Here is a 21,172-nt window from a genome sequence, read left to right as displayed (position 1 = left end):
GCCGGCCCTGTTCACAGCTCCCGCAGGGCCGGCAGCAGCTTCGTGGCGGACCAGTCCAGGAAGGGTTCCTGCCGGTCGCCGCCGATCTGGATCAGGGCGATCTCGGTGAATCCGGCGTCGGCGTAGGGGCGCACCGCGTCGACGAAGGCGTCCACGTCGTCTCCGCAGGGGATGGCCTCCGCGACGTCCTCGGGCCGGGTGTGCTGCGAGGCCTGCTCGAAACCCGCGGGGCCGGGGAGTTCGGCGTTGACCTTCCAGCCGCCGAGCGCCCAGCGGAACTGCTCGTGCGCCCGCGCCACGGCCGCGTCGCGGTCGGGGTCGTAGCAGACCGGGACCTGGCCCACGCGCGGTTTGCCGGAGCCTCCGTACGCGTCGAACGCGGTCAGCAGCTCCTGCTTCGGTTCGGTGGCGATGAGCAGGTCGCCGTGGCGGCCCGCGATCTCGCAGGAGCGGTCCCCGGAGACGGCGATCCCGATCGGGGGCGGTTCTTCGGGGAGGTCCCAGAGTCTGGCGTTCTCGACGTCGAAGTGGGCGCCGTGGTGGCTGACGTAGCCGCCCGCGAACAGGGAGCGGATGATCCCCACGGCCTCTTCAAGCATCTCCAGGCGGACGTGGGCGGCGGGCCAGCCCGCGCCGACGATGTGCTCGTTGAGGTTCTCGCCCGAGCCCAGGCCCAGCCGGAAGCGGCCCTGGGACAGGAGCTGCATCGTGGCCGCCTTCTGGGCGATCACCGCGGGGTGGTAGCGGAACGTCGGGCACGTCACGTACGTCATGAGCGGGATCCGGGTGGTGGCCTGCGCGGCGGCGCCCAGGACGCTCCACGCGTAGGGCGCGTGTCCCTGGGCCGCCAGCCACGGGAAGGAGTGGTCGGAGATGACGGAGAAGTCGAACCCCGCCCGCTCGGCGCCCACCACGTGGTCGACCAGCTCCCGGGGGCCGGCCTGCTCGGTCATCATCGTGTACCCGAATCTCACCATGCGGGGCGCCTTACCGCTTCCGCCCCGTTGAAACGTCCCCTGCCCGGCGGTGGTTTTCGGCGTCACGCCGGGGCGGTGAGCGTCGTGCGCACCAGGTCGCCGACCACGTCGCTCAGGCGGCCCCGGCGCACGTACGCCGCACGCTGGCGGGCGGCCCCGCCCCCGGAGCGCCGCACCCGGTCGAACAGTTCCTCCGCGAGATCGCGGTCGCCGACGGCTGCCAGTCCGGGGCCGGCCCGCGCCAGCAGCAGCGCGACCGCCGCCGCGGCCGGTATGCACTCCCCGCTCACGGGATCGAGCCCCTCCCCCTGCAGCCCCTGCCGTGCGGCAAGCCGGTGCGCGGCACGCAGGCGCGACTCGGGGAGGCGAGGAGCGGGCCGCCCCTCGGCGATCTCGGGCAGCAGGGCGGTGGCCAGTCCCCGCACGAGGGTCGCGAGCAGCACGACCACGTCGAGGTCGGCGTTCACGTCGCAGAGCCGGATCTCCAGCGTCGGTACGTGCTCGGAGGGGCGCGCGTACCAGTAGATCATCCGGCGGTCCAGCAGCGTGCCGGTCCGCACCAGGTGGTCGGCGAGGCGTTCGTAGCCGGTTTCGTCGAGCAGGGGGGCCGGCCCCACTCCGGGCCAGCGTGAGTGCTCCACGGACCGCCGGCTCATCCAGCCGGTGTCACGGCCCAGGGAGAAGGGCGAGTTGGCGGCGAGCGCCTGCAGGCCCGGCAGCCAGGGACGCATGTGGTTGGCCAGGGCGAGTGCCTGGCCGCGCCCGGGCACCCCCACGTGGATGTGGCAGCCGCACACCATCCCGTCGTACGTGCCCACCAGGGACGGCCAGCGGGCGGCCATCCGCCCGTACCGCGCGTCCGGGGTCACCGTCGGCGGCCGCCCGGGAGGGATCACCGGGGTGCCGGTCGCGGCCAGCAGGCATCCTTCACCCGCCCCGGCCTCCGCCATCACCTGCCGCAGCAGGGCCAGCTCGCACCTCAGCTCGGCCATGTCGGCCGTGGGGCGGGTGCACACCTCGACCTGCGCGGCGAAGAACTCGGGCTGTGCGCGTTCGCCCAGTACCGCACGTGCGGCTTCCACGACGAGCGGACCGCGGGCCACCGGCACTCCCGTGCGCGGGTCCACGAGCAGGAACTCCTCCTCCACGCCCACCGTCATCCGCCGGGCGGCCAAGGGCGGGACCGCGCCGACGCGGTCGACTCCACGGGCCGGGGCGATCAGTTTGCGCGACATGGAAGAGCCCTTCCTCGACCGGGCCGCGGCAAGCCGGGCAGGCTCACCCGTCACACCGCGGCTGCCCACTGGCCGCCCCGCCAATCACGCCGGCGCGGTTGCGGACCCACCGTCACGGCTCGGGCAGGGGTGTGCGCAGCGCGCTGTGCCCCTGGTCCCAGGCCCCGCGGACATGGGCCGCGAAGCGGTCCTCCAGGAATCCGGTCGCCACGCAGCCGAAGGCGATGTCCGCCTCCAGGCCGGGCTCGTCGGCGAGGAGCCCGCCGACGACCTCGTGGCGTACGACCTGCTCGTGGACGGCGTCGGCCTCCACGTGCTCGGCGTAGAAGTGCTCGGCGGCGGGTCCCGCTCCGCAGCGCCGCATGGCCTTGGCCAGGCGCCTGGACCCGGGCGACGAGGTGATCTCGACGCACGCGAAGTGCCCGACGAGAGCGCCGCGCAGGGCGCGGTGCAGCCCGAAGAGGGACATCAGGTTCACGGTCGCGAGCACGGGCGCCGGAGCGCGGTCCAGGTAGCGGCCGTACCCCGGATCCAGATCCAGGTCGGCCATGAGGTCCGCGAAGAGCCTCGCGTGGATGCGGTCGGCGCGGCCGGCGCCGAACTCGTCGTACTCGACGGCCACCATCGCGGCCTTGGCGCGGCCGGTGAGCCGGGGGATGACCCAGGCGTGCGGGTCGGCCTCCTTGAGGTGGTAGAGGGAGCGCAGGGCCGCGTACTCGCGCAGCTGCCAGGACTCGCCCTCGGTCTCCAGGTAATGGTTGAGGCTGCCGGAGAGGTCGACGGGCTCCACGAGGAGCGGGGCGAACGCGTCCTCGACCGAGCGCGGGGCGCCGGACAGCTCGGTCCGCAAGGCGTGGAGGAAGCGGTCTTCCAGGGCCCGGCGCAGTCGCAGCAGGTCCGGATCCCACTCCCGCTCCTCGTCCACGCCGTCGAAGCCCCGGTAGTGCAGCTCGTACAGGAGGTAGAGCGCGAGCTGGAGGTCCTCTCCCCACGGGTCGGCCCGCAGGATCGCCCCCGGGTCGTACGCCGGGGGGCGGCCGGAGCGCAGGGCCTGCGCCAGCGCGGAGGACAGCTCGCCCCGTCCGGCGGCCAGGCGGGGGCGGGCGGTGGTCGTGGGCGCCTTCGTGCTCGGCCCCGGAGGGGTCATCGCGGTTTCCTCTCCTCGGGAGGCGGGGCGGTGCGCTCGCGGCGGCGGTGGCTCGTGTCGCACCAGGGGTACGTCCGGCTGCGGCGACAGGTGCACAGGGCGACGACGAAACGGTCGGACCGGGCCACGGTCCCGTCGTCCAGGACGATCTCAACCGGGCCCTCGACGAGGACGGGGCCCTGCGGATCCACGAACACCCGCCGCGCGGGCATCGCGGCGGACGCCGCGTTCGGGGCGTCCGGCGCGTCCGGCGCGTCCGGCGCGTTCGGGGCGCGGTCAGCGGTGCCGGGCACGAATGATCACCAGTTCCTCCTGCTCCTCGGCCCCCGCCGCCAGCCCCCGCCGCTCCAACCAGGCCCGCCGCGACCGCAGTACGGGACCCCACGGCACGTAGGCCCTCGCCATGACCTCCGCGGTCAGCTGCGGCGCCCGCGTCAGCCGGTCGACCGTCTCCTCGGCCCCGCACATCCCCGAATGCACCATGAGCAGGACGCCCCCGGGCCTCAGCAAGGCCGGGGCCGCCGAGCAGATGCGGTCGATGACCATGCGCCCGTCGGGACCGGCGTCCCAGGCGCGCTCCGGCCCCCGCGACGGCAGCCGGGCCTCCGGGGCGGGAACGTACGGGGGATTGCTGACCACCAGGTCGAAGCGGCGCCCCGTGGTGCGGGCGACGAAGTCGCCGTGCAGCACCCGCAGGGGGAGCCGTCGGCGCAGGGCGTTCAGGCGCGCCGTGACCACCGCCGACCAGGAGACGTCGACGGCCGTGGCCCGCGCGCCCCTGCCCGCGGCCTGCAGGGCCAGGGCTCCCGTACCCGTGCCGATCTCCAGCACGTCCGTCCTGGGCCCCAGTTCCTCTTGTTCGAGCGCCGCTGCCAGCAGACGGGTATCGGCCTGCGGCCGATAGACGCCCCGCAAAGCGATCAGGCCGCCAGGCAGCTCACCCTGGGGCAGAGCCGAACAGGACACCGTGCACCTCCTTGACCGAACGGCTGCCGAGACTCTGCGACTGCCCCGCCTCAGGCTCACCAATCACATCCGCCTCGGCCGGACGGTCGGCCCGCCCCGCCCCGCCCGCTCCCCGTCACAGCCCGGAAACGGTTCGAGGATGCTTTCGATACGGCCTCTGACCTGCTCATTCGCACGTCGGCGCAGCTCACCCAGCTGCTCGGTCACGATGTCCGGGGCAACGGGGGCATGGCGGGCCGGCGCACGGCCGGCTCGTTTCGCCGGGCGTATCGAGCGGCTTCCGAACGGTTCGACGTGCCGAGTTTGCGCAGCACGGCGGCGACGTGGTGCTCGACGGTGCGCCGGGACAGGAACAGCTCGTCGGCGATCTCGGCATTGCGGAGTCCCTCGGCCAACAGGGTGAGCACCTCCTGCTCGCGGGTGCTCAGCCCGTCCGGGCCGGCAGCGCGGGATGGGCGTCGGGGGATGTCGCGCGCCCCGATCCGGCGCAGGCGGCGTGCTGTGATGTCCCGCATCGGGCGGGCTCCCAGGCGGTCGAAGGCCGCGAGTGCCTCGCGCAGCATCCCCTCGTCGTCGGTGTCGGCGTGCGCGAGCGCGGCCTCGTAGGGGCAGCCGATCTCCTGCCAGCGCTCTGCCGCCTCGCGCGGGCGGCCCGACAGCTGGAGCCGGTACGGTTCTGCGGCCCGCGCCGGGACTGCCGCCGGTCCGTCGGCACGCGAGAGCCAGTAGGCCAGCTCGCCGAGAAACCACGGCTCGCCCTGCGCCGCGGCGGCGGCCAGGGCCGGGGTGACCACCGTGTCCACCTGATCGAGGTCCCCGGTGTACACCGCGGCTTCCGCCAGCGCCGGAGTGGATCCGATGATCCAGCCGACGACCGGCTCGGCGGTGGCCATGACCGAACGCACCCGGGTCAGCAGGGGGCGGGGATCGCCGTCGCCACGGCGCGAGCGCAGCCGGCCCAGGACCACCATGGCGAGCATCCTCCGCCCGTCGTCCACGTGCGCCGTGCGCAACACCTCCGAGGCCAGGGCCTCGGCCTCGTCCCACCGGCCCTGTTCGAGCAGTGCCCGCGACCGGAAGGCACGCAGCCACTGGCGCCACACCTCCTGACCGTGATCGTCGGTGAAGGAAAGCGCCTCCCCGTACCACCGCCCAGCCTCCCGGTACCAGCGACGGGTCACACAGATCAGCTGGAGCCAGAAGTAGCCGAGCCCGGCCAGGTCGTGTGCGGACGTCCCGCGCGCCAGTCGGACGCTCTCCCCGATCTGGTCGAGGCCGGCCACGTCGCCGTCCTGGGCACGGCCGATGCCGATCGACAAGAGCGCGAGCGCCCGTTCCAGCGGTCCGGTGCCCTCGCCGGTCATCGCGAGGAGCCGATTGCCCCACATGACCGCGTCGGCGTTGCGGAACGCCATTCCGGAGAGCTTCGCGCGGATGGCGCAGGCGAGTGCGTACTCGGGCCCCGGCGGCTGCACCGCCAGCAGCGCGAGTGCCTCGTCGCAGGCCTTCTCGCCGAGCGGGATCTCCCGGGCCAGGTGCGCCGCGGTGATCGCCAGCCCGACCAGCGCCCCGCCCCGCCGGCGGTCGTCGCCGACCTCGCGCCACGCCTCGACGGCCTCCTGCCGCGCGCGCAGGGCGCCTTCGAGGTCGTCGGCGAGATGACACTGCCGGCCGAGTTCCTCCAGGAGTCCGGCCCGGTGCGCGTCCGGCCCGCCCGGCAACGCGTCGAGCGCGCGGCGAAGGTGTGCCGCGGCCTCCGTGTGAGCCCCTTGGGTGGAGGCCCGTTGTGCCGCGAGGGGCGCGTAGGCGAGCACGGCGGCCCGGTCGTCGGCACGCTCCGCGTGATCGGCGAGCCGCGCCGGTTCCACTTCGCCGGGCGGCCGCGCGCCGAGTACGGCCAGTGCGCGCCGGTGCAGGGCCGCCGCGCGTCCCGGCGGGATCGCCTCCACGACCGCGACACGGACGAGCTCGTGCCGGAAAGTGACCGCACCGTCATCGGCGGCGACCAGCCCGCCGTCCACGCATGCGTCGAGGTCGTCGGCCGCCCGGCCCGAAACCGCCTCGACCAGCCATGGGGCCGCCCGCGTCCCGAGACAGGCGAGGGCGTCGAGCGCCTCCCGCGCACCCGGCTCCAGGCGGGCGGCGCGAGCGAGCACCGCGTCCCGGACCGTGGGGGGAACGGTGGCCCCGCCGTCCCCCAGCACCTGGGTCACGAAGAACGCGTTGCCGCCCGTGCGGCGGTACAGCTCGGCCGGGTCGACGTCCGTTCCCGCCGCGAGGCGTGCCACGGCCGCCTCGGACAGCATCGGCACGGTCAGCCGGCGCACGACGGGAAGGGCCGCGAGGTCGCCGGCCAGGACGCGCAGGGGGTGGCGTGCCCCCACTTCGTCCTGCCGGTAGACCACGACGAGCATGGCGGGGCAGGCCTCGATGCGGCGGCCCAGGAAGCGCAGCAGGTCCAGCGTGGCCTCGTCGGCCCAGTGCGCGTCGTCGAGCACCACGAGGGCGGGGTCGCCGCCGCCCCGCAACTCCTCCAGCATCAGGCGGCGTGCCTCCACCGGATCGGCCGGTCCGGTGAGGTGCCGGCGCAGCGGCGGCGACAGACCGTGGGCCATGTCGCGCAGCGGACCGAGCGCAAGCGGTGGGGTGAGGGGTTCGCAGCAGCCGCGGAGCAGGCGCACCGCACCCAGCCTCCGGCCGAACTCCTCGACCAGGACGGTCTTGCCCGCGCCCGCGTCACCGCCGACGAGGACGAGCCGTCCGGTGCCGGCGCAGGCCTCGCGCCACCAGCGGGTCAGCGACGCGATCTCGCCGTCCCGCTCCTCAAGCGTGCAGGGTCCCACCGTCACCTTGTCCATGGTAGGCAGGCTGCCGCCACAAGATTGGGTATCGACTACCGATGTCGGCGGCCGGCCCGGCTGCGCATGCTGCGTCATGACCGAAGCAACGGAACGCAGCGGCGGAGGCAGTCATGGACGACTACGACGTGATCATTGTCGGGGCGAGCATCGCGGGCTGCACGGCGGCCACGGCCTACGGCCGCGCCGGGCTCCGCGTGGCGCTCGTCGAACGCCATCGCAACCCCCGGGCGCACAAGACGCTGTGCGGCCACTTCGTGCTCGGCGGCACGCACGACGTCCTGCAGCGACTGGATTTCTGGCAGCCCATGGTCACGCACGGCGCAGCCGTGACGACCGGGCTCGGTGTGTGGACGGAGCACGGGTGGATCGTCCCCCGGCCGGACAGTGCGGTTCCGCCGGCGATCAGCCTGCGCCGCAGCAAGCTGGACCCGCTGCTGCGGGAGATCGCCGGTGCGACCCCGGGGGTGGACGTCATGCCGGGACAACCGCGTCGTCGGCCTCCTCCAGGACGACGACGGCGGTGTACGCGGTGTGGTCACCGCGAACGGCGAGGCCGAGCGCACCGAACTCCGTGCCCGCCTGGTCGTCGGCGCGGACGGCCACCACTCCACCGTCGCCCGACTCGCGGAGGTGCCCGAGGACCACGCCCCGAACGAGCGCTTCCTGTTCTGGACGTACTACGAGGGCGCGACGATGAACGGCCCCGGCGACGGCCAGGTGTGGCCCGTGGGCCGGGACGTCGCCGTCTGCATCCGTGTCGACGACGGGCTCACGCAGGTGGGTGTCTTCCCCGCGAAGGACCGGCTGCCCGAGTTCACCGCCGAGCGGCAGAGCGCGTTCGACCGGTTCGTCGGGTGCCTGCCGGACGGGCCCTCCCTCGTCGGCGCCCGGCAGGTGTCGAACCTCATCGGCACCACCGACTACCCGTGCATACGCCGAGACCCGGTACCGCGGCCCGGGCTGGCCCTGATCGGCGATGCCGCCACCACGTCGGACCCGGTTCCGGCCGTGGGCTGCGGCTGGGCGTTCCGCAGTGCCGCGTGGCTGGCCGAGGCGACCGCCGAGCCCCTGGCCCGGGGCCGGGACCTGCACCGCGCGCTGCGCGGCTACCGACGGGCGCACCGGTTCATCGACACGTACGACTCCGTGGGCCGGCGGGACGCGCTCGCCAGGCCACCCGGCTCCCTCCAGCGGGCCATCCGCACGGCAGCCGTGTCCGACCCGGACATCTCCCGTCGGCTCGCGGCGTTCGCGATGCGGGCAGCGCCCCCATCGGTACTGCTGAACCCCAAGGTCATGATCCGGGCCACGGTCGGATCCCGGGCGCCCAGACTGTGGGGACGGCCCCCGGCTGCCCTTTCACGAGGCCCGGGACGGCGTCATGGGCAATGATGGGACTGAGAAAGCACGTGCCATGGCCGCTCGCCGCAGGAGTGTCGCGAGCCCGCTGGAGGTCCCGATGCTGACCACCCCCGTATGCCGCCTTCTCGGTATCGACGCCCCGATCGTCTGCGCGCCCTTCGGCCCCTGGGACGAGGTCGATCTCGCGGCCGCAGTGTGCGCAGCCGGTGGGCTCGGCAGCCTCGGCACGGCGGTGCGGCCCCTCCCGGAACTGAGGGAGCAGTGGGCCCGGCTGCGCCGGCTGACGGACCGGCCGTTCGCGATCAACCACACGAGCCGCCCCCTCGACGAGGAAGCGTTCCAGGCCACGATCGAGGAGCGGCCGGCAGCGATCTCCTTCCACTTGGCGGTGCCGCCCGACCTGATCACCCGGGCCCACGATGCCGGGATCCTCTGGATCCAGCAGGTCTCCAGCCGCGGTCAGGCCGACGAGGCCCTCCGGGCCGGAGCGGATGTGATCGTCGCGCAGGGCGGCGAGGCCGGCGGGCAGGGCGGGGACGTCGGCACGATGGTGATGGTCCCCGATGTGGTCGACATGGCGGGCGGGGTACCCGTCCTCGCGGCCGGCGGGATCGCCGACGGCCGCGGCCTGGCCGCGGCGCTCACCCTGGGCGCGCAAGGCGTGCTGATGGGGACGCGCTTCCTCGCGTCAGAGGAGATGAGCGTCTCGCGGGCGTGGAAGACCCGGATCATCGAGTCCGCCGCCTCGGACGCGGTGAAGGCCCTGGGCAGCGAGCGGATCCTGCCGCCGTTCAACCTCCCCCGCAGTGCCGGGGTGCCGCGCTGCCTTCGCACCCCCCTGGTGGACACCCTGCGCGAGCACCCCGAACGGGTGGACCCCGCAGAGACCGTGCCCCGGGTGATGGCCGCGATCCTTGCCGGCGGCGGAGAGGAGTACCTTCCCTTCACCGGCCAGTCGACCGCCCTCGTTCAGGAGATCCTGCCCGCCGGCGAGATCGTCCGCCGGACCGTAAGGGAAGCCGAGGCGGCGCTGGCGGCAGCGGCCCGCGCCATCGGCCCAAGGCCATGACGGCCCTCAGCCCCGGAGACGTGGAAGCGCTGACCGCGCTCGACGCCACCGCCCAGGCGCAGCTCGTCCGTACCGGAGAAGCCACCGCCGAGGACCTCGTCACGGCGGCCGTCACCCGCATCGAAGCCCTCGACCCGCAGCTCAACGCCGTCGTCACGCAGGTGTTCGAGCAGGCCCTGGAACGGGTCGGGGCCGGTCTCCCGGACGGCCCGTTCACCGGGGTCCCCTACCTGCTCAAAGACCTCATCACCGAGCAGCGGGGCGTGCCCTTCCACGAGGGATCGGTCTTCCTGCGCGACCACGTCTCACCGCACGACCAGGAGCTCGTACGAAGGCTGCGCGCCGCCGGACTCGTCATCCTCGGCAAGACCAGCACACCGGAGTTCGGCATGAGCCCGACCTGCGAGTCCGTCCTCTACGGGCCGACCCGCAATCCGTGGGACCGCAGTCGGACCACCGGCGGCTCCAGCGGTGGATCCGCGGCCGCCGTCGCGGCCCGGATGGTCCCCGCGGCTCACGGCAACGACGTCGGCGGCTCCATCCGGTTCCCCGCCTCCTGCTGCGGGCTGTTCGGCCTCAAACCCAACCGCGCCCGGGTGCCGCTCGGCGCCGCCTACGGGGACGCCTTCGGCGGCTGGGCCTGCGAACACGCCCTGACCCGCTCGGTACGGGATTCCGCCGCACTCCTGGACGCCGTCGCCGGGCCCGAGGCGGGCGACCCCTACCCGGCCCCCCAGACGCCGGGGCCGTTCGCCGACGAGGTCCACCACGAACCGGGGCGACTACGCATCGCGTTCAGCAGGCGCCCGGCGGACGGCCACCGCGTGCACGCCGACTGTCTCGCGGCCCTGGACGACGCCCTCGGGCTCCTCGCCGGACTGGGCCACGAACTCGTCGAAGCCGACCTGCCAGGCCTCACCCCGGACGTCGGCGACGCCATCGGCGCCGTCTACGGCGCCGGCCTGTCCTGGATCCTCGCCTACTGGATCCGCGAACTCGGCCGCGAACCCGGCCCCGACGAGCTCGAACCCCTCACCCGGGCGTACTGGGAGCGCGGCCTGCGCCTCACCGGCGGCGACTACCTCCTCGCCGTCACCACACTCCAGCACTTCGCCCGAACCACCGCCCGCTTCCTCAGCCGCTACGACACCTGGCTCACCCCGACCGTGGCCCAACCACCAATCCTCCTGGGCGAGATGACCTCCACAGAGGACGAACCACTGCGCGCCGCCGAGCGGAGCGCCCCCTTCGTCGCCTTCCCCGCCGTCGTCGCCAACATCACCGGCGCCCCGGCCATGTCCGTACCCCTGTACTGGTCCGGCAGCGGCCTGCCCATCGGCGTCCACTTCCTCGGCCGCGTCGGCGACGAGGCAACCCTGCTGCGCCTCGCGGCCCAGCTCGAACACGCCCGCCCTTGGTCCGACCGCCGCCCGGACCGACCCACCACGCCCACGTGGCACGATCCGGCCGCCGGGGCCAGCCTGGAGGAAGGAGGCTCCCCGTAGCCCAGGGAATGGAGACGGCCATGACGGCGACGACGCGGGATGACACACCGGTCGTGATCGAAGGCGGAGGCGTCGAGGTCCGCACACGAGCGATCGGAGAAGACCTGTCCGTCGGCTTCGTCCGGTTTCCGCAGGGCACCGACATGAGGCCGGCCCTGACCGGCCTGCCCGACGGCCTCTGCGCCTGCCCTCACTGGGGCTACATGCTCAAAGGGCGGTTGAAGATGGTGACGAAGGACGGGGAGGAGATCTACGAAGCGGGCCAGGCCTTCTACTGGCCGCCCGGGCACGCCCCCGTGGCACTTGAGGACTGCGAATACGTGGACTTCTCACCCACCGGAGCCTTCACCGCCGTCATCGACCACATCAGGGCACAGGGCTGACCCGCCCCGCCCACGCCCGACCCGCCCATGCTCCACACCAGCCTGCGGCGTACGGCCGGCGAGGGTCTACGGCCCGACGTCAGTTCTCGGACGTCTTCCCCCGGCCGTTCCAGGCGCGTGCGGTGAGGGCGATCGAGCCGTCGGCCTCGGTGGGTACGTCTGCTCGCAGACGCTCACGCAACGCGTCCTGCCGCTTCCGCGGCAGTGAAGCGAGGTACGACGGGGCGGGCCCCTGCCCGCCCAGGAACGGAGCCCAGTAGTCGTCGAAGTCCCTGAAGCGCGTCGGGATGACGATCTCGTCGACCTCCACGTCCGCCAGGCCGGCCGCCCGCAGCAGTTCTTCCAACGGCCCGGGCGCGCACAGGGGGAACCGGAGCGCCTCGTCCAGCTCCCGGCTGCCCTCGTCCAGGGAGACGGCGGCTCTCCAGAAGTGGCGGATGAGCTCCATGCCCCCCTGGGTGTAGTCCCAGAGGTACGCGGCGACCGTGCCGCCGGGGCGAACGACGCGGGCCATCTCGGCGACCGCCCGCTCAGGAGCAGGGACGAAGTTGAGGACCAGGCCGCTGACCGCCGCCGACGCCCGGCCGTCCGGGAACGGCAGCCTCATCGCATCGCCGCGTACGAACCGGGCCCGGGAATCCGTGACGTGCTGCCGGGCGTACCGGACGTAGCCGTCCGACGGCTCGACTCCCACCACACGCCGCGGGCCGGCCACGTCCAGGACCGCCCGCGTGACGGCACCCGTCCCGCAGCCGATGTCCCGCCAGTCACCGCCCTCCGCAACGTCCAGCCGGCGGAGGCACTCCACCGCCACCTGCCGGCTCCACCGCCCGATGTACGGCTCGTACGCTTCCCCTTCGCCCCACACCGGCGTTCACCCTCATCCCGGGCGGCCTGGGCCCGGCGGGCCCGACGCCTGCCGCCTCGAACCAGCATGCCCGGGACCCCACCCGCCCGCAGCTCGGCCGGAGCACCCTGCGGCACTCCGCCCGACCGCCGGCCCAGGCCGTGCGGCGTGACTACCACGACCACGGCTCCGAACGCCTGCGCCCATCGACAGGGGCGGTGGCCCCCAACGGGTCCCCGCTGGGCGGGGGCGGGGAGTCAGGGAGCAGCGACGAAGAAGATCAATACCGTGGTCGCCACCGGCAACGGACTGTTCGGGAGACAACGTCCATGAGCACCATCGAACGGGGACGGGGCGGCCCCGAGCCGCTCCAGGGCCCGTCGGCGCCGGGCCGTGGCCCTCGGAATGGTCATTGTCCGGGCCCCAGGCCGGGCAGTTGACCGCGTCCAGCGCAGTCAGGCGGCGCAGGGCGTGCCGCTCGGCGCCGGCAGGCACTCGCCCGCATGCCTGGAACACGGGGGTGGCCGATCTCCAGAACAGGGGACGGCTCACGGGTGCCTCAATGCCAGGGGGCGAGTGGGCCGACCGGAGGGATGACGCGGGGGGTCGGCGAGTGCCACCTGCCGGCTGCCCGGCGGCCTGGTCTTCGACGCCGAAGTCCTCGCCGGGGACGTGGAGGCAGGTGCCTTGTCGTTCGAGGGCCTGCAACGGCAGGCCGCCGCTCGCGCCCGCGAGACCCCCGACCGGCGGCCCATCTGCCCGCCTTCTGCGGAGATCCACGTCGGTGCGCACCGCCGACACCGTTCCCGCCACCACAGGGGCTATGTCGACTCCCAGCTCATTCATCACACCATCTGGCAAGCAGGCCCTTGTCGCCATTCCTGGAGAGGGGAAGGGGCAGGACATCGTTTTCTATTCTTCGCCAGACGCGAAGGAACAGCCAGAGTTCCCGCCGACTCTCATGCACGCCAAGGCCGTGAAGAGAGCGCTTGAACTTGCCGGTGCATGGTCCGATCGCGATGCTGATGAGGTTATGAGGGGGCTCAAGAACCTTCGCGATCGGAGAGTTTCGAGTCCACCCCTTGAAGACAAAGACCTATGACGCAGCAATACCTTCTCGATAGCGGCCCTTTAGCTGCCTACCTCCTAGGACGCAGATATTCCGTTTCCGCGATTGCCCCTTGGGTGGTACAGGGCGAGGCGGTTACAAGCATTCTGGTATATGGAGAGGTTGCCGAGTACTTCAAGGAAATGAACAACCACGACGTTCTCCATCAGCAGCTACGGAAGCTCTTACAGGTAGCGCCTCCGCTCGCCCTCACCTACGACATCCTGGATCGGTTCGCTGACTTGCGCCGGGCGCTACGGCACCCCTATGGAGCTGTTCTCGTGGGAGACATGGACACCCTGATCGCTGCCACCGCCTTGGAGTACGGTATTCCCGTTGTCACAAGCAACGTCAAACACTTTGCACGGATCCCCGGGCTTGACGTCATCGATTTTGACCAATACGAGGAGTCGGCAGCATGACAAGCTCTCAAGTCTCCTCCAGGTCTGCGGTGACACTACTTTTCCTTCCCTCCTTAATTGACGTTCTCTTGCGGTCTTCCCTCTCGGGTCACGGGCCGGCGGAGGTACGGAGGCGGCTCGCGAAGCCCTTGACGCGCAGGGGAGCCGCGGCAGCATGACGGCGAAGGGAGGGAAGGGGGCTCGAAGTCATTTGATGCCTCAACAGAACTGCGCCCTTCTAGGTGGCCGAAGCTGCTGGTTGTGGGGGTTGCGAGCCATGCTTTCGGTGACATACTGAAAACGTAGCGACGTATCAACGCTTTGCGGGCTCTTCGCAAATCTAGGAGCGAAGAGAGATGATCTACATGAGTGACCATGCATCTTTGGAGAGTTCACCTAAGGTTGAGCCTGAGGCCGTGACTCGTCGAGCAAATGTGTGGTCGGCCATAAAGAGCGGTCCAATGAACCGCTATTTTCTTCTTGCGGCCTTCTTGCTCACGATCCTGTTGATGGTGTTTCTCATTCTGAGTCTGATACAGAAGATCACCTTCAACTCATCCCAGCTACTAGCTCTTGCTGGCGTGATCACGCTCTTCACGATATTGGCCTATCCGGCCAACGTTGAAGAACTGCGTTTCGGTCTCCTGGGAGCCAAGTTTCGCAAGGTTGAGAAGCAATTTGAGCAACTCACAGCCGAGGTGGACGCACTGAACTTTGCCATTCGATCTCTACTGACCAGGTGGGAGGTTGAGCATCTGAAGAAGTTGCGGTTCACGGAGGATGACGAAGTAGAAAATCACCTGTCGCTACGCCGCGAGCTTGTACGCCTCGAACATCTAAATTACCTGAGACCCCTTAACGACAACGCATCCTCTTTTGAAACCGATCTCGAAAAGGCGGGTGACAAGTTCAGGCTTCGAGAGTACGCGGAAATCACACAGACGGGCCTGCAGTATCTCAAGCTTGTTGAAAATCCCTTGGGCCGTGCTGAAGATACGTCAGGGTGAGTTCGTCGACGACCTGTAGTTGCTACAGCGGTTGCATGCCCACGTCGCAGAAGAAATGTTCCTCGACGGCCTATCGAGGCTCGCCGCCCATCCAACCCCTGCTGACAGTCCTGCAGTTGCACTTCTCGATTTGTCCCAGCCTCGGCATGGTGATGAGACCCAGCCCCTACTCCCTGTTTGTCATCTACCTTACTGAACCGGCTTATATCCCGTGGTATAAGAAAACCCACGGCGACGTCTTTCGACTCGCCAGTTCCTTTAAACATCATCGAATGTCACGGCCACAACAAGGGCTCGGCGTTCGCGTATCCCCGTATTCGCCGAACTGGTGGCGCGACATGGGAGCAGCTCATCGAAGACGCAGTCACGCAAGCGCCCGTCTCAATTGAGGGCGCTATGGAGCGTGCCATCTGGGGAAAGGTGCAACGCTTCGATTCGTTCTGATTTGAGATAGAAAAGTTGGCCGAGCTCATTGCGACCAGGAACTATTTTGGCGACTGGTTGACCTGGACTCACGGCATCACGAATCTGATTGCCAAAACACGACACGATTGACTCAGCAAGGTGCAGTGCTGCACCGACCGGTTTATCCAAGCTGAGTACGCGTTCTGACACGTCAAGGGCGCCTACCTATGTCCCTAGCTTCAGCTAGGGTGAGGCGACAGCCTCATACATACGTTCTCTGCCTGGGCCGGGCACAGCGACCTGTTCACCAAGCGGGTGTGTGTCCACCCCGACCCGCAGAGCCTCAGGGCCGGTTCGGACAAGCTGGGCGAGCTGCTGTCCGGTGCGTGATCGACAGCGTCTGTGACGATTTGTGACACGACGAGCCAGAGGAACGAGAAAAGGGCCTTGTCTCACCGAAGTGAAACAAGGCCCTCATCTGCGACTACGAGGCGAACCTCTAGTCGGGACGACAGGATTTGAACCTGCGACCCCTTGACCCCCAGATGGCTGCGCCAGGCCTACAATCAGGACATGTGGCGCTATTTGAGGGCGGGGAACGTGCATCAATGCGCGTGCCGTGCGCCTGCATGCAGCGGCACTGGTCCCCAACTGGTCCCCAACCAGTCGTCACCCCAAGGCGCCACTCGGGAGGTTCGGACGGATTGGGCGGGCCGCGCACTCCCTGGGGTTGAAGCCCGCTCCCCCAGCCGAGCCGGACTCCCACTCGGCTCAATTGTGACGCTTCTTGCTCTCGCGGGCGACCTGAAACCGTGATGCGACAGGTGGCGCGGGCCGGGCTGGTCCATCGTGGTGGAGCCGTCCCGTCGCTCGATGGCGGTAGACCACCGCAGGCGCGGGTTTTTGGGTCGGGCCTGCGTGCAGTAGTCGCCGCGCCGCTCCCTGCGGGTGATCGCCGACACCGATCAACTGGCCCCCCTAGCTAGAAGAGACACGCTCTAGCAGTTGGGTCTGACAATCAGCAGGGGGAGCCGAAGAGTTTCCGCCGCGTTCAAGCCCATGGTGGACAGGGGCTCACACGCTGGTCACCGGATGAGCTCGCCCCAGCGCGGGCAACGGCCCGGGCGGGGACACCTCGGGGAGGCAGCCGGACGTTGGCGGAATCACGAAGGTTGCTGATCGGAGGGGCCACGACACGCCTGAGGATTATCGCCTGTCATACGGCACAAAGGGGGGACGAGCGTGGACCATGAGGCGCTCACGTCGGCGGTGCGCAGGCTTTTGGACGATCCGCGCGTGGATCCGGAGCTGGAGGTGTCCGGTACCGAGGAGGCAGCACACGTAGTACGCCTACTCGACCAGGGGCTGCGCGAAGGACCGGGGGTCTTCCGCAGAATGGCCGAGGGCGCCCAGCGGGGCGCCGAGACCCTATCGTCAGACCCGCTCCAGGTGCTCTCCGAGTTCGTACAGAACGCCAACGATGCGAGGGCCAGCCAGTTGCGGCTCCTGTGGCATCCAGACGCGCTGCTGATCGCCCACGACGGCGTCAGCGTGCGCATGGGCGATGTCCTACTCCTCGGTATGCCATGGCTCAGTGGCAAGACCGCCGACGCTCAGAGCACGGGGCGTTTTGGCATCGGGCTGTCAACGCTCAGGGCACTCGCAACGACCTGGGAAGTCCACTGCCATCCCTTCCACGTACGGTTCGCCGATCTCGCCCTGGAACCAGTCGCTCCGCCGGAGCTACCAGAAGAGATCTCTGGACCCCAATGGACGGTCTTCCGTATCCCTCTGGAGTCGGACGCGCTGCCCGCCTCCGATCTCTTCGAATGGTTCGAGAGCTGGAGCGATGCCTCGCTGCTCTTCCTGCGGCACCTCAAACGACTCGAAGTCTCGGACGGCGAGCGCACCACTGTACTGGCCCTTTTCTGGGAAGAAGCGGCACGAGACCGGGTCCCGGTCGGCGGCGCGAATACCGACGTGCTGGTGCGACACGCCACTGCGAGTGACGGCGCGGTCTGGCGGGTGTACGAAGCACAGGTCTCGCCGTGCCCCGGCTGGGAACGCCACCACAAGGCCGTTGGCACGACGATGCCAGTCGCCGTGGCGCTCCCCCTGCAACCCCAGGGGCACGGCTGCGTCCATGCCGGCCTGCCCGTCGCACCGCTGAACGCGGCTGCCCGCGTCCACGCCCAGTTCGACCCGGTCGCCAGCCGCGAAGGCTTCGCCGACAGTCGCCTGAACCAGCAGCTCGTCCCGCTGGTCGCCGACCTATGGGAGGCCGCTGTCCGCGACGTACTCGGACGGGTGGACCCGGCTGCCTGGCACCTCATCCCCCTGCCCTCCACAGCCGGGGCCACCTCACCAGACCGGCTGCAGGACACGATGCGGGCGGCGCTCCATTCACGCGCCAGGCAGTCGCTCGCCTCGGAGCTCACCTTGCCGGTCGCGGACGGCGGGCCCGCGGCACCCCTGGCCGAGTTCGCTGCTGAAGAGGCCGCCTTGTCGGGCGTGCTTGACGATGCAGACATCACCCGGCTGTCCGGCGCCCAGTACGCCTTTCCCGCTACCTCCCGCGACCGGGCCGGCCGCTGGCGTCGGGTGCTCGCGGACTGGCGCTCGGCGGGAGCGGCGGACCTGCTCCCAGAGGTTCGTGTCACTGATGCGCTCGGCCTCTTCGACGAGGCAGACCGTGATGTCACACGGATCATCCGGCTCGCCGCGGTCGTCCTGGAAGCCGGCCATGCCTACGCGTTGACGCGCAAGCCGTGCGTGGTCACGGCCGACGGACGTCCGCTGCGCCCATCAGCCGACCAGCACGCGTTCGCGGAGGGAACTGGCGAGACCACGGGGGTGCTGGACCACCTGGGTGTCGTGCTCGATCTGCACTCTGCTTACTGGGAGGAGGACCAGTGGTCGAAGAGGGTGGTCGACTGGCTGCGGAGGCAGGGATGGCTGGTCCGACGGGACGACACGGCTGCCGTGCTGAGGCTCGTCGCTCGGCTCGGTGAGTCAGGCGGACACCTGCCCGATGCCGGAGAGGCTGAGGAGATCGGTTCGCAGTAGCAGCCCGCAAGACACCCGGGCTCGTCTGGGTTCACCGCTCCTATGCGCGATCTCTGCTCTCCGCCGCGCAGAGCAACGGCCTGAGCAGGACGGCCTTCCTCAGACTGCTCGGCGTGGCGGACACGCCCCGGCTTACACCGGTACCACGCAGTCACTACCACCACTCCTACTTCAAGCGGTACTCGGCGGACTCGCGCCTCGGCCTGGCACGTGACTGTATGTGGAGCAGCCCGGATCGCTGGCGCGCAATGAGCGAGAAGGATGCCAACTTCACCCTGGATGACCTGATCAGCGCCGATCTGGTCTCCGTCGTGGCGAACATCGTCGCCGAGCGAAACGTGGAGGAGCGCCGCCGACGCACGGCCGCCCTGCTGCGTACGCTTGCCGGTCCGGTCACCAGTCCGGACCAGGCGCGGGTTTCGATGGCATGGGCAGACCGCAAGTGGGTCGTGAAGGGCGAGACGTCGGCCATGTGGGTGTGGCGGCTGCGGGACATTGCCTGGCTGGAGGATGCCGACGGTGGCCTGCGTACACCATCTGAACTCCAGCTCCGCACTCCGGACGCCGAAGCCCTCTACGGGCACGACGACCCAGGCTATCTTCACTCCGCCATCCATCAAGCCCCTGGCGACCCGAGTAGACGTTCTCACGGCCCTCGGCGTATCGGGCGATCCGGACGTCCCCCGACTCATGGAGCGGCTTCGCGAGCTCCGTGAACGGACTCAGGGGAACGACGAGATTGGCGACGGCCTCAGGGCCGAGGCGTTGCTCGTGTACCGGGCTCTGGCAAGACGCCTGACTGAACGCTCGGTCGACACCCCGCGCGCGGAGGTCGAGAAGCAGATCCGCTACGGGTTCATGGGGGAAGAACTAGTACTTACCGACCAAGGCTGGATGATGTCGGGCGCATGCTTCCGGGGTACCGCCGTCTTGCGCGGGTTCCGCCCCTTCGCGCTCACCGGGTCGGATCTTGACCCGCTGTGGCTGGTGCTAGGCATCAGTGAGCCCGGTGCCGAGGACCTTGCCGACGTGCTGAAGGAGATCGCACAGGCCGGCAGCGCGCCTGACGTCCGGCAGCAGCAGGTGATGCTCAATGCCCTACGCCGCCTACGGGACCGCGTCGCCTCCGATGACGGGCAGGTCCAACTCGGGCTGCGGAACAAGTTGCGCCCCCTGCCGCTGTGGACCACGGCCGGGTGGACCAAGACCAGGCCGGTCTTCGCTGTGGACCACTCCGGCCTCGAACGCGCCCTCGCGGAACAGCTGCCTCTTTGGAAACCTGGAGGGGACGTCCAGCAGTTCGCCTCGCTGCTCGGCCTGCTACGGGTCACTCCGCTGGACGTCGTCGGCGCGCAAGTCGTCGGCGGACAGGACCTGTCGCCGGACGGCACTCTCACTGAGGACTTCCGCCGAGCCGTCGTCGCCCTCCAAGACCTCCTTGTCCGCGACGAGCCCGAGGTGGCCGAGAACTTCACCGGCTGGACTTGGCTGGCCGGCCTGGAGGTACGGCTCCATCCCGGGCTGCGGATCCGGCTCGAACCAAGCGGCGGGCACGAGCCGATCGAGCTCCCCATCGACGCGCAGATCGACCGCGAACAAGCCACCATCTTCATCCGGTCCGTCGAGGCACTGAGCGCCAAGGGCGGTGCGGGAGCAGCGATCGCTTCCCATTTCGCTACGGAGCGGACCCGCGTTGGGCACCGATGGCGGGATGTATGGGAGGAGGGCCTGGTGGAGACCGTCCGCGAGGACGCCCTCAGCTCGACCGAGCAGCAGGACCAAGAAGACCGTCAGCGGCTGGACGAGCAACTGCGCCGGCGGGAGCAGGAGAAACCGCCCTCCCGTCCGGTGCCGCCCGCCCCCGCATCACGCCCCGCGCCGCCACGACCCGCGGGCGGCGTACCTGCGCCGCGCCCCGCTCCCGACGCTCCGCCCACACCCCTGCCGAGCGCACCGCCGCCACCGCCGCCACCTCCGCAGCCGGAACAGTTGGCACCCGTGCGCCGCCTCGTGGGTGAGACCGAATTCGACAAGCGGCCCCGTAAAGTCACCCAGACCGGTACTCCGTCACTGCATCCGGGTACGTCGTCCCGATCGAGCTCCGCACGACCCGGCGGAAGCAAACGGCGGCCGTCCTCACTCCCCCAACCCCGGCCCGGCGGCGCCTCGCCGCGAGAGCAGTCCGCACCGCTCGGCTACCGGGACCCGGACAAAGAGCGGCTCGTGATCCGAGCCCTCCGTCAGATCCTGCGGGAGCAGGGCATCGAACTGGAAGACCAGCGCGGCGTTTCGGGACTTGGGGCGGATGTCTTTGACTCGGCCGGGCGCTACTACGAGATCAAGGCCCACGGCGGCGCCGTCCCGCCAGAACTGACCCTTACTCGTGCCGAATTCGTGCGGGCACTATCCGAAGGGGAAAACTACACCCTGGTCATCGCCTCGCATCTGGAGGAGGGCACCGGCACCCCCACCCTCCGCCTCGTGACCGACCCTGTGAACCGCTTCGAAGTCGAGCCCCCGACGGACGTCAGACTCAAGGGCATCCGGGACACGGATGTGGACTCCACACTGTACGAGTGGCCCGCTGAGGAGTGAGCAGACCTCACCCCGCCCGCAGTCAGCTTGCCTGCGGGCGGGGTACACGGATCGAGCTGGCAGTTCCCGATGTTTCCGTGGCCCCCAGAGGCTGTACGCAATCGGCCTCCCACCGACATGGGCAGGCAGCCCCAAAACCCTTCGGTGACCACCTTTTGGAATGGCTATGCCGGGCCCTCCAACCTGGCATACGATCCGAATCGAAACACCTGTGACATGGGGCTGGTTACAGGTCGTA

The 21,172-nt window shown here is 70.1% G+C and carries 17 protein-coding genes and 1 pseudogene; 11 read left to right on the top strand and 7 right to left on the bottom strand.

Features of this window, described 5'->3' with window-relative positions; all coding sequences use genetic code 11:
• Positions 1–11 precede the first annotated feature (11 nt).
• The 6 genes from ACIBAD_RS18990 to ACIBAD_RS18965 form a co-directional block, all read right to left on the bottom strand.
• Positions 12–977, bottom strand: coding sequence for an LLM class F420-dependent oxidoreductase (locus ACIBAD_RS18990; RefSeq protein ID WP_134069727.1), 966 nt, complete (start codon positions 975–977; stop codon positions 12–14).
• 62 nt (positions 978–1,039) lie between these two features.
• Complete coding sequence (locus ACIBAD_RS18985; RefSeq protein WP_398907774.1) at positions 1,040–2,212, bottom strand: glutamate--cysteine ligase; 1,173 nt, start codon at positions 2,210–2,212, stop codon at positions 1,040–1,042.
• A gap of 112 nt (positions 2,213–2,324) precedes the next feature.
• The gene (locus ACIBAD_RS18980; RefSeq protein ID WP_398907773.1) at positions 2,325–3,359 is read right to left on the bottom strand and encodes an iron-containing redox enzyme family protein; all 1,035 of its coding nucleotides are present in this window, start codon (positions 3,357–3,359) and stop codon (positions 2,325–2,327) included.
• On the bottom strand, positions 3,356–3,571 hold the full coding sequence (locus ACIBAD_RS18975; RefSeq protein WP_134074287.1) for a CDGSH iron-sulfur domain-containing protein: 216 nt from the start codon (positions 3,569–3,571) through the stop codon (positions 3,356–3,358). Before ACIBAD_RS18975 ends, ACIBAD_RS18980 begins: the two co-directional genes overlap by 4 nt.
• 64 nt (positions 3,572–3,635) lie before the next feature.
• A complete protein-coding gene (locus tag ACIBAD_RS18970) occupies positions 3,636–4,325 on the bottom strand; it encodes a HemK2/MTQ2 family protein methyltransferase (RefSeq protein ID WP_398907772.1) in 690 nt (229 codons plus the stop codon).
• Positions 4,326–4,528: 203 nt separating this feature from the next.
• Complete coding sequence (locus tag ACIBAD_RS18965) at positions 4,529–7,174, bottom strand: ATP-binding protein (RefSeq protein WP_398907771.1); 2,646 nt, start codon at positions 7,172–7,174, stop codon at positions 4,529–4,531.
• A 122-nt stretch (positions 7,175–7,296) separates the two neighbouring features.
• Here ACIBAD_RS18965 and ACIBAD_RS18960 point away from each other — a divergent pair.
• The 5 genes and pseudogenes from ACIBAD_RS18960 to ACIBAD_RS18940 form a co-directional block, all read left to right on the top strand.
• A pseudogene (locus ACIBAD_RS18960) lies at positions 7,297–7,596 on the top strand (FAD-dependent oxidoreductase); the annotation flags it as partial.
• A gap of 40 nt (positions 7,597–7,636) precedes the next feature.
• The gene (locus tag ACIBAD_RS18955) at positions 7,637–8,578 is read left to right on the top strand and encodes an FAD-dependent monooxygenase (RefSeq protein WP_398907770.1); all 942 of its coding nucleotides are present in this window, start codon (positions 7,637–7,639) and stop codon (positions 8,576–8,578) included.
• A 67-nt stretch (positions 8,579–8,645) separates the two neighbouring features.
• The gene (locus ACIBAD_RS18950; RefSeq protein WP_398907769.1) at positions 8,646–9,617 is read left to right on the top strand and encodes an NAD(P)H-dependent flavin oxidoreductase; all 972 of its coding nucleotides are present in this window, start codon (positions 8,646–8,648) and stop codon (positions 9,615–9,617) included.
• Positions 9,614–11,122, top strand: coding sequence for an amidase (locus tag ACIBAD_RS18945; protein ID WP_398907768.1), 1,509 nt, complete (start codon positions 9,614–9,616; stop codon positions 11,120–11,122). Before ACIBAD_RS18950 ends, ACIBAD_RS18945 begins: the two co-directional genes overlap by 4 nt.
• A 20-nt stretch (positions 11,123–11,142) precedes the next feature.
• Positions 11,143–11,505 carry a hypothetical protein gene (locus tag ACIBAD_RS18940; RefSeq protein WP_134069737.1) on the top strand — a complete coding sequence of 121 codons (363 nt, stop codon included), beginning with the start codon at positions 11,143–11,145 and terminating at the stop codon, positions 11,503–11,505.
• A 79-nt stretch (positions 11,506–11,584) separates the two neighbouring features.
• Here the strand turns inward: ACIBAD_RS18940 and ACIBAD_RS18935 are convergent, their stop codons facing one another.
• Positions 11,585–12,373, bottom strand: a complete 789-nt coding sequence (locus ACIBAD_RS18935; protein ID WP_398907767.1) for a class I SAM-dependent methyltransferase — start codon at positions 12,371–12,373, stop codon at positions 11,585–11,587.
• Positions 12,374–13,136: 763 nt separating this feature from the next.
• On the opposite strand from ACIBAD_RS18935, the gene ACIBAD_RS18930 reads away from it, so the two are divergent.
• From ACIBAD_RS18930 to ACIBAD_RS18905, 6 genes are all read left to right on the top strand, one after another.
• Complete coding sequence (locus tag ACIBAD_RS18930) at positions 13,137–13,454, top strand: hypothetical protein (protein WP_398907766.1); 318 nt, start codon at positions 13,137–13,139, stop codon at positions 13,452–13,454.
• On the top strand, positions 13,451–13,882 hold the full coding sequence (locus ACIBAD_RS18925; protein ID WP_398907765.1) for a type II toxin-antitoxin system VapC family toxin: 432 nt from the start codon (positions 13,451–13,453) through the stop codon (positions 13,880–13,882). Before ACIBAD_RS18930 ends, ACIBAD_RS18925 begins: the two co-directional genes overlap by 4 nt.
• A gap of 335 nt (positions 13,883–14,217) precedes the next feature.
• Positions 14,218–14,868, top strand: a complete 651-nt coding sequence (locus ACIBAD_RS18920) for a hypothetical protein (RefSeq protein ID WP_134069741.1) — start codon at positions 14,218–14,220, stop codon at positions 14,866–14,868.
• 1,647 nt (positions 14,869–16,515) lie between these two features.
• Complete coding sequence (locus ACIBAD_RS18915; protein WP_398907764.1) at positions 16,516–18,339, top strand: sacsin N-terminal ATP-binding-like domain-containing protein; 1,824 nt, start codon at positions 16,516–16,518, stop codon at positions 18,337–18,339.
• A 248-nt stretch (positions 18,340–18,587) separates the two neighbouring features.
• On the top strand, positions 18,588–19,055 hold the full coding sequence (locus tag ACIBAD_RS18910) for a hypothetical protein (protein WP_398907763.1): 468 nt from the start codon (positions 18,588–18,590) through the stop codon (positions 19,053–19,055).
• A complete protein-coding gene (locus ACIBAD_RS18905) occupies positions 19,030–20,934 on the top strand; it encodes a hypothetical protein (protein ID WP_398907762.1) in 1,905 nt (634 codons plus the stop codon). The genes ACIBAD_RS18910 and ACIBAD_RS18905 overlap by 26 nt, the downstream gene beginning before the upstream one ends.
• Positions 20,935–21,172: the final 238 nt, after the last annotated feature.

Origin of the sequence: Streptomyces sp. NPDC051109 (genome assembly GCF_044455885.1) — a bacterium.
In the GTDB taxonomy this organism is placed as follows: domain Bacteria; phylum Actinomycetota; class Actinomycetes; order Streptomycetales; family Streptomycetaceae; genus Streptomyces.
Note: the sequence above shows the minus strand (reverse complement) of the source record. Positions and strands in the feature narration are given on the sequence as shown.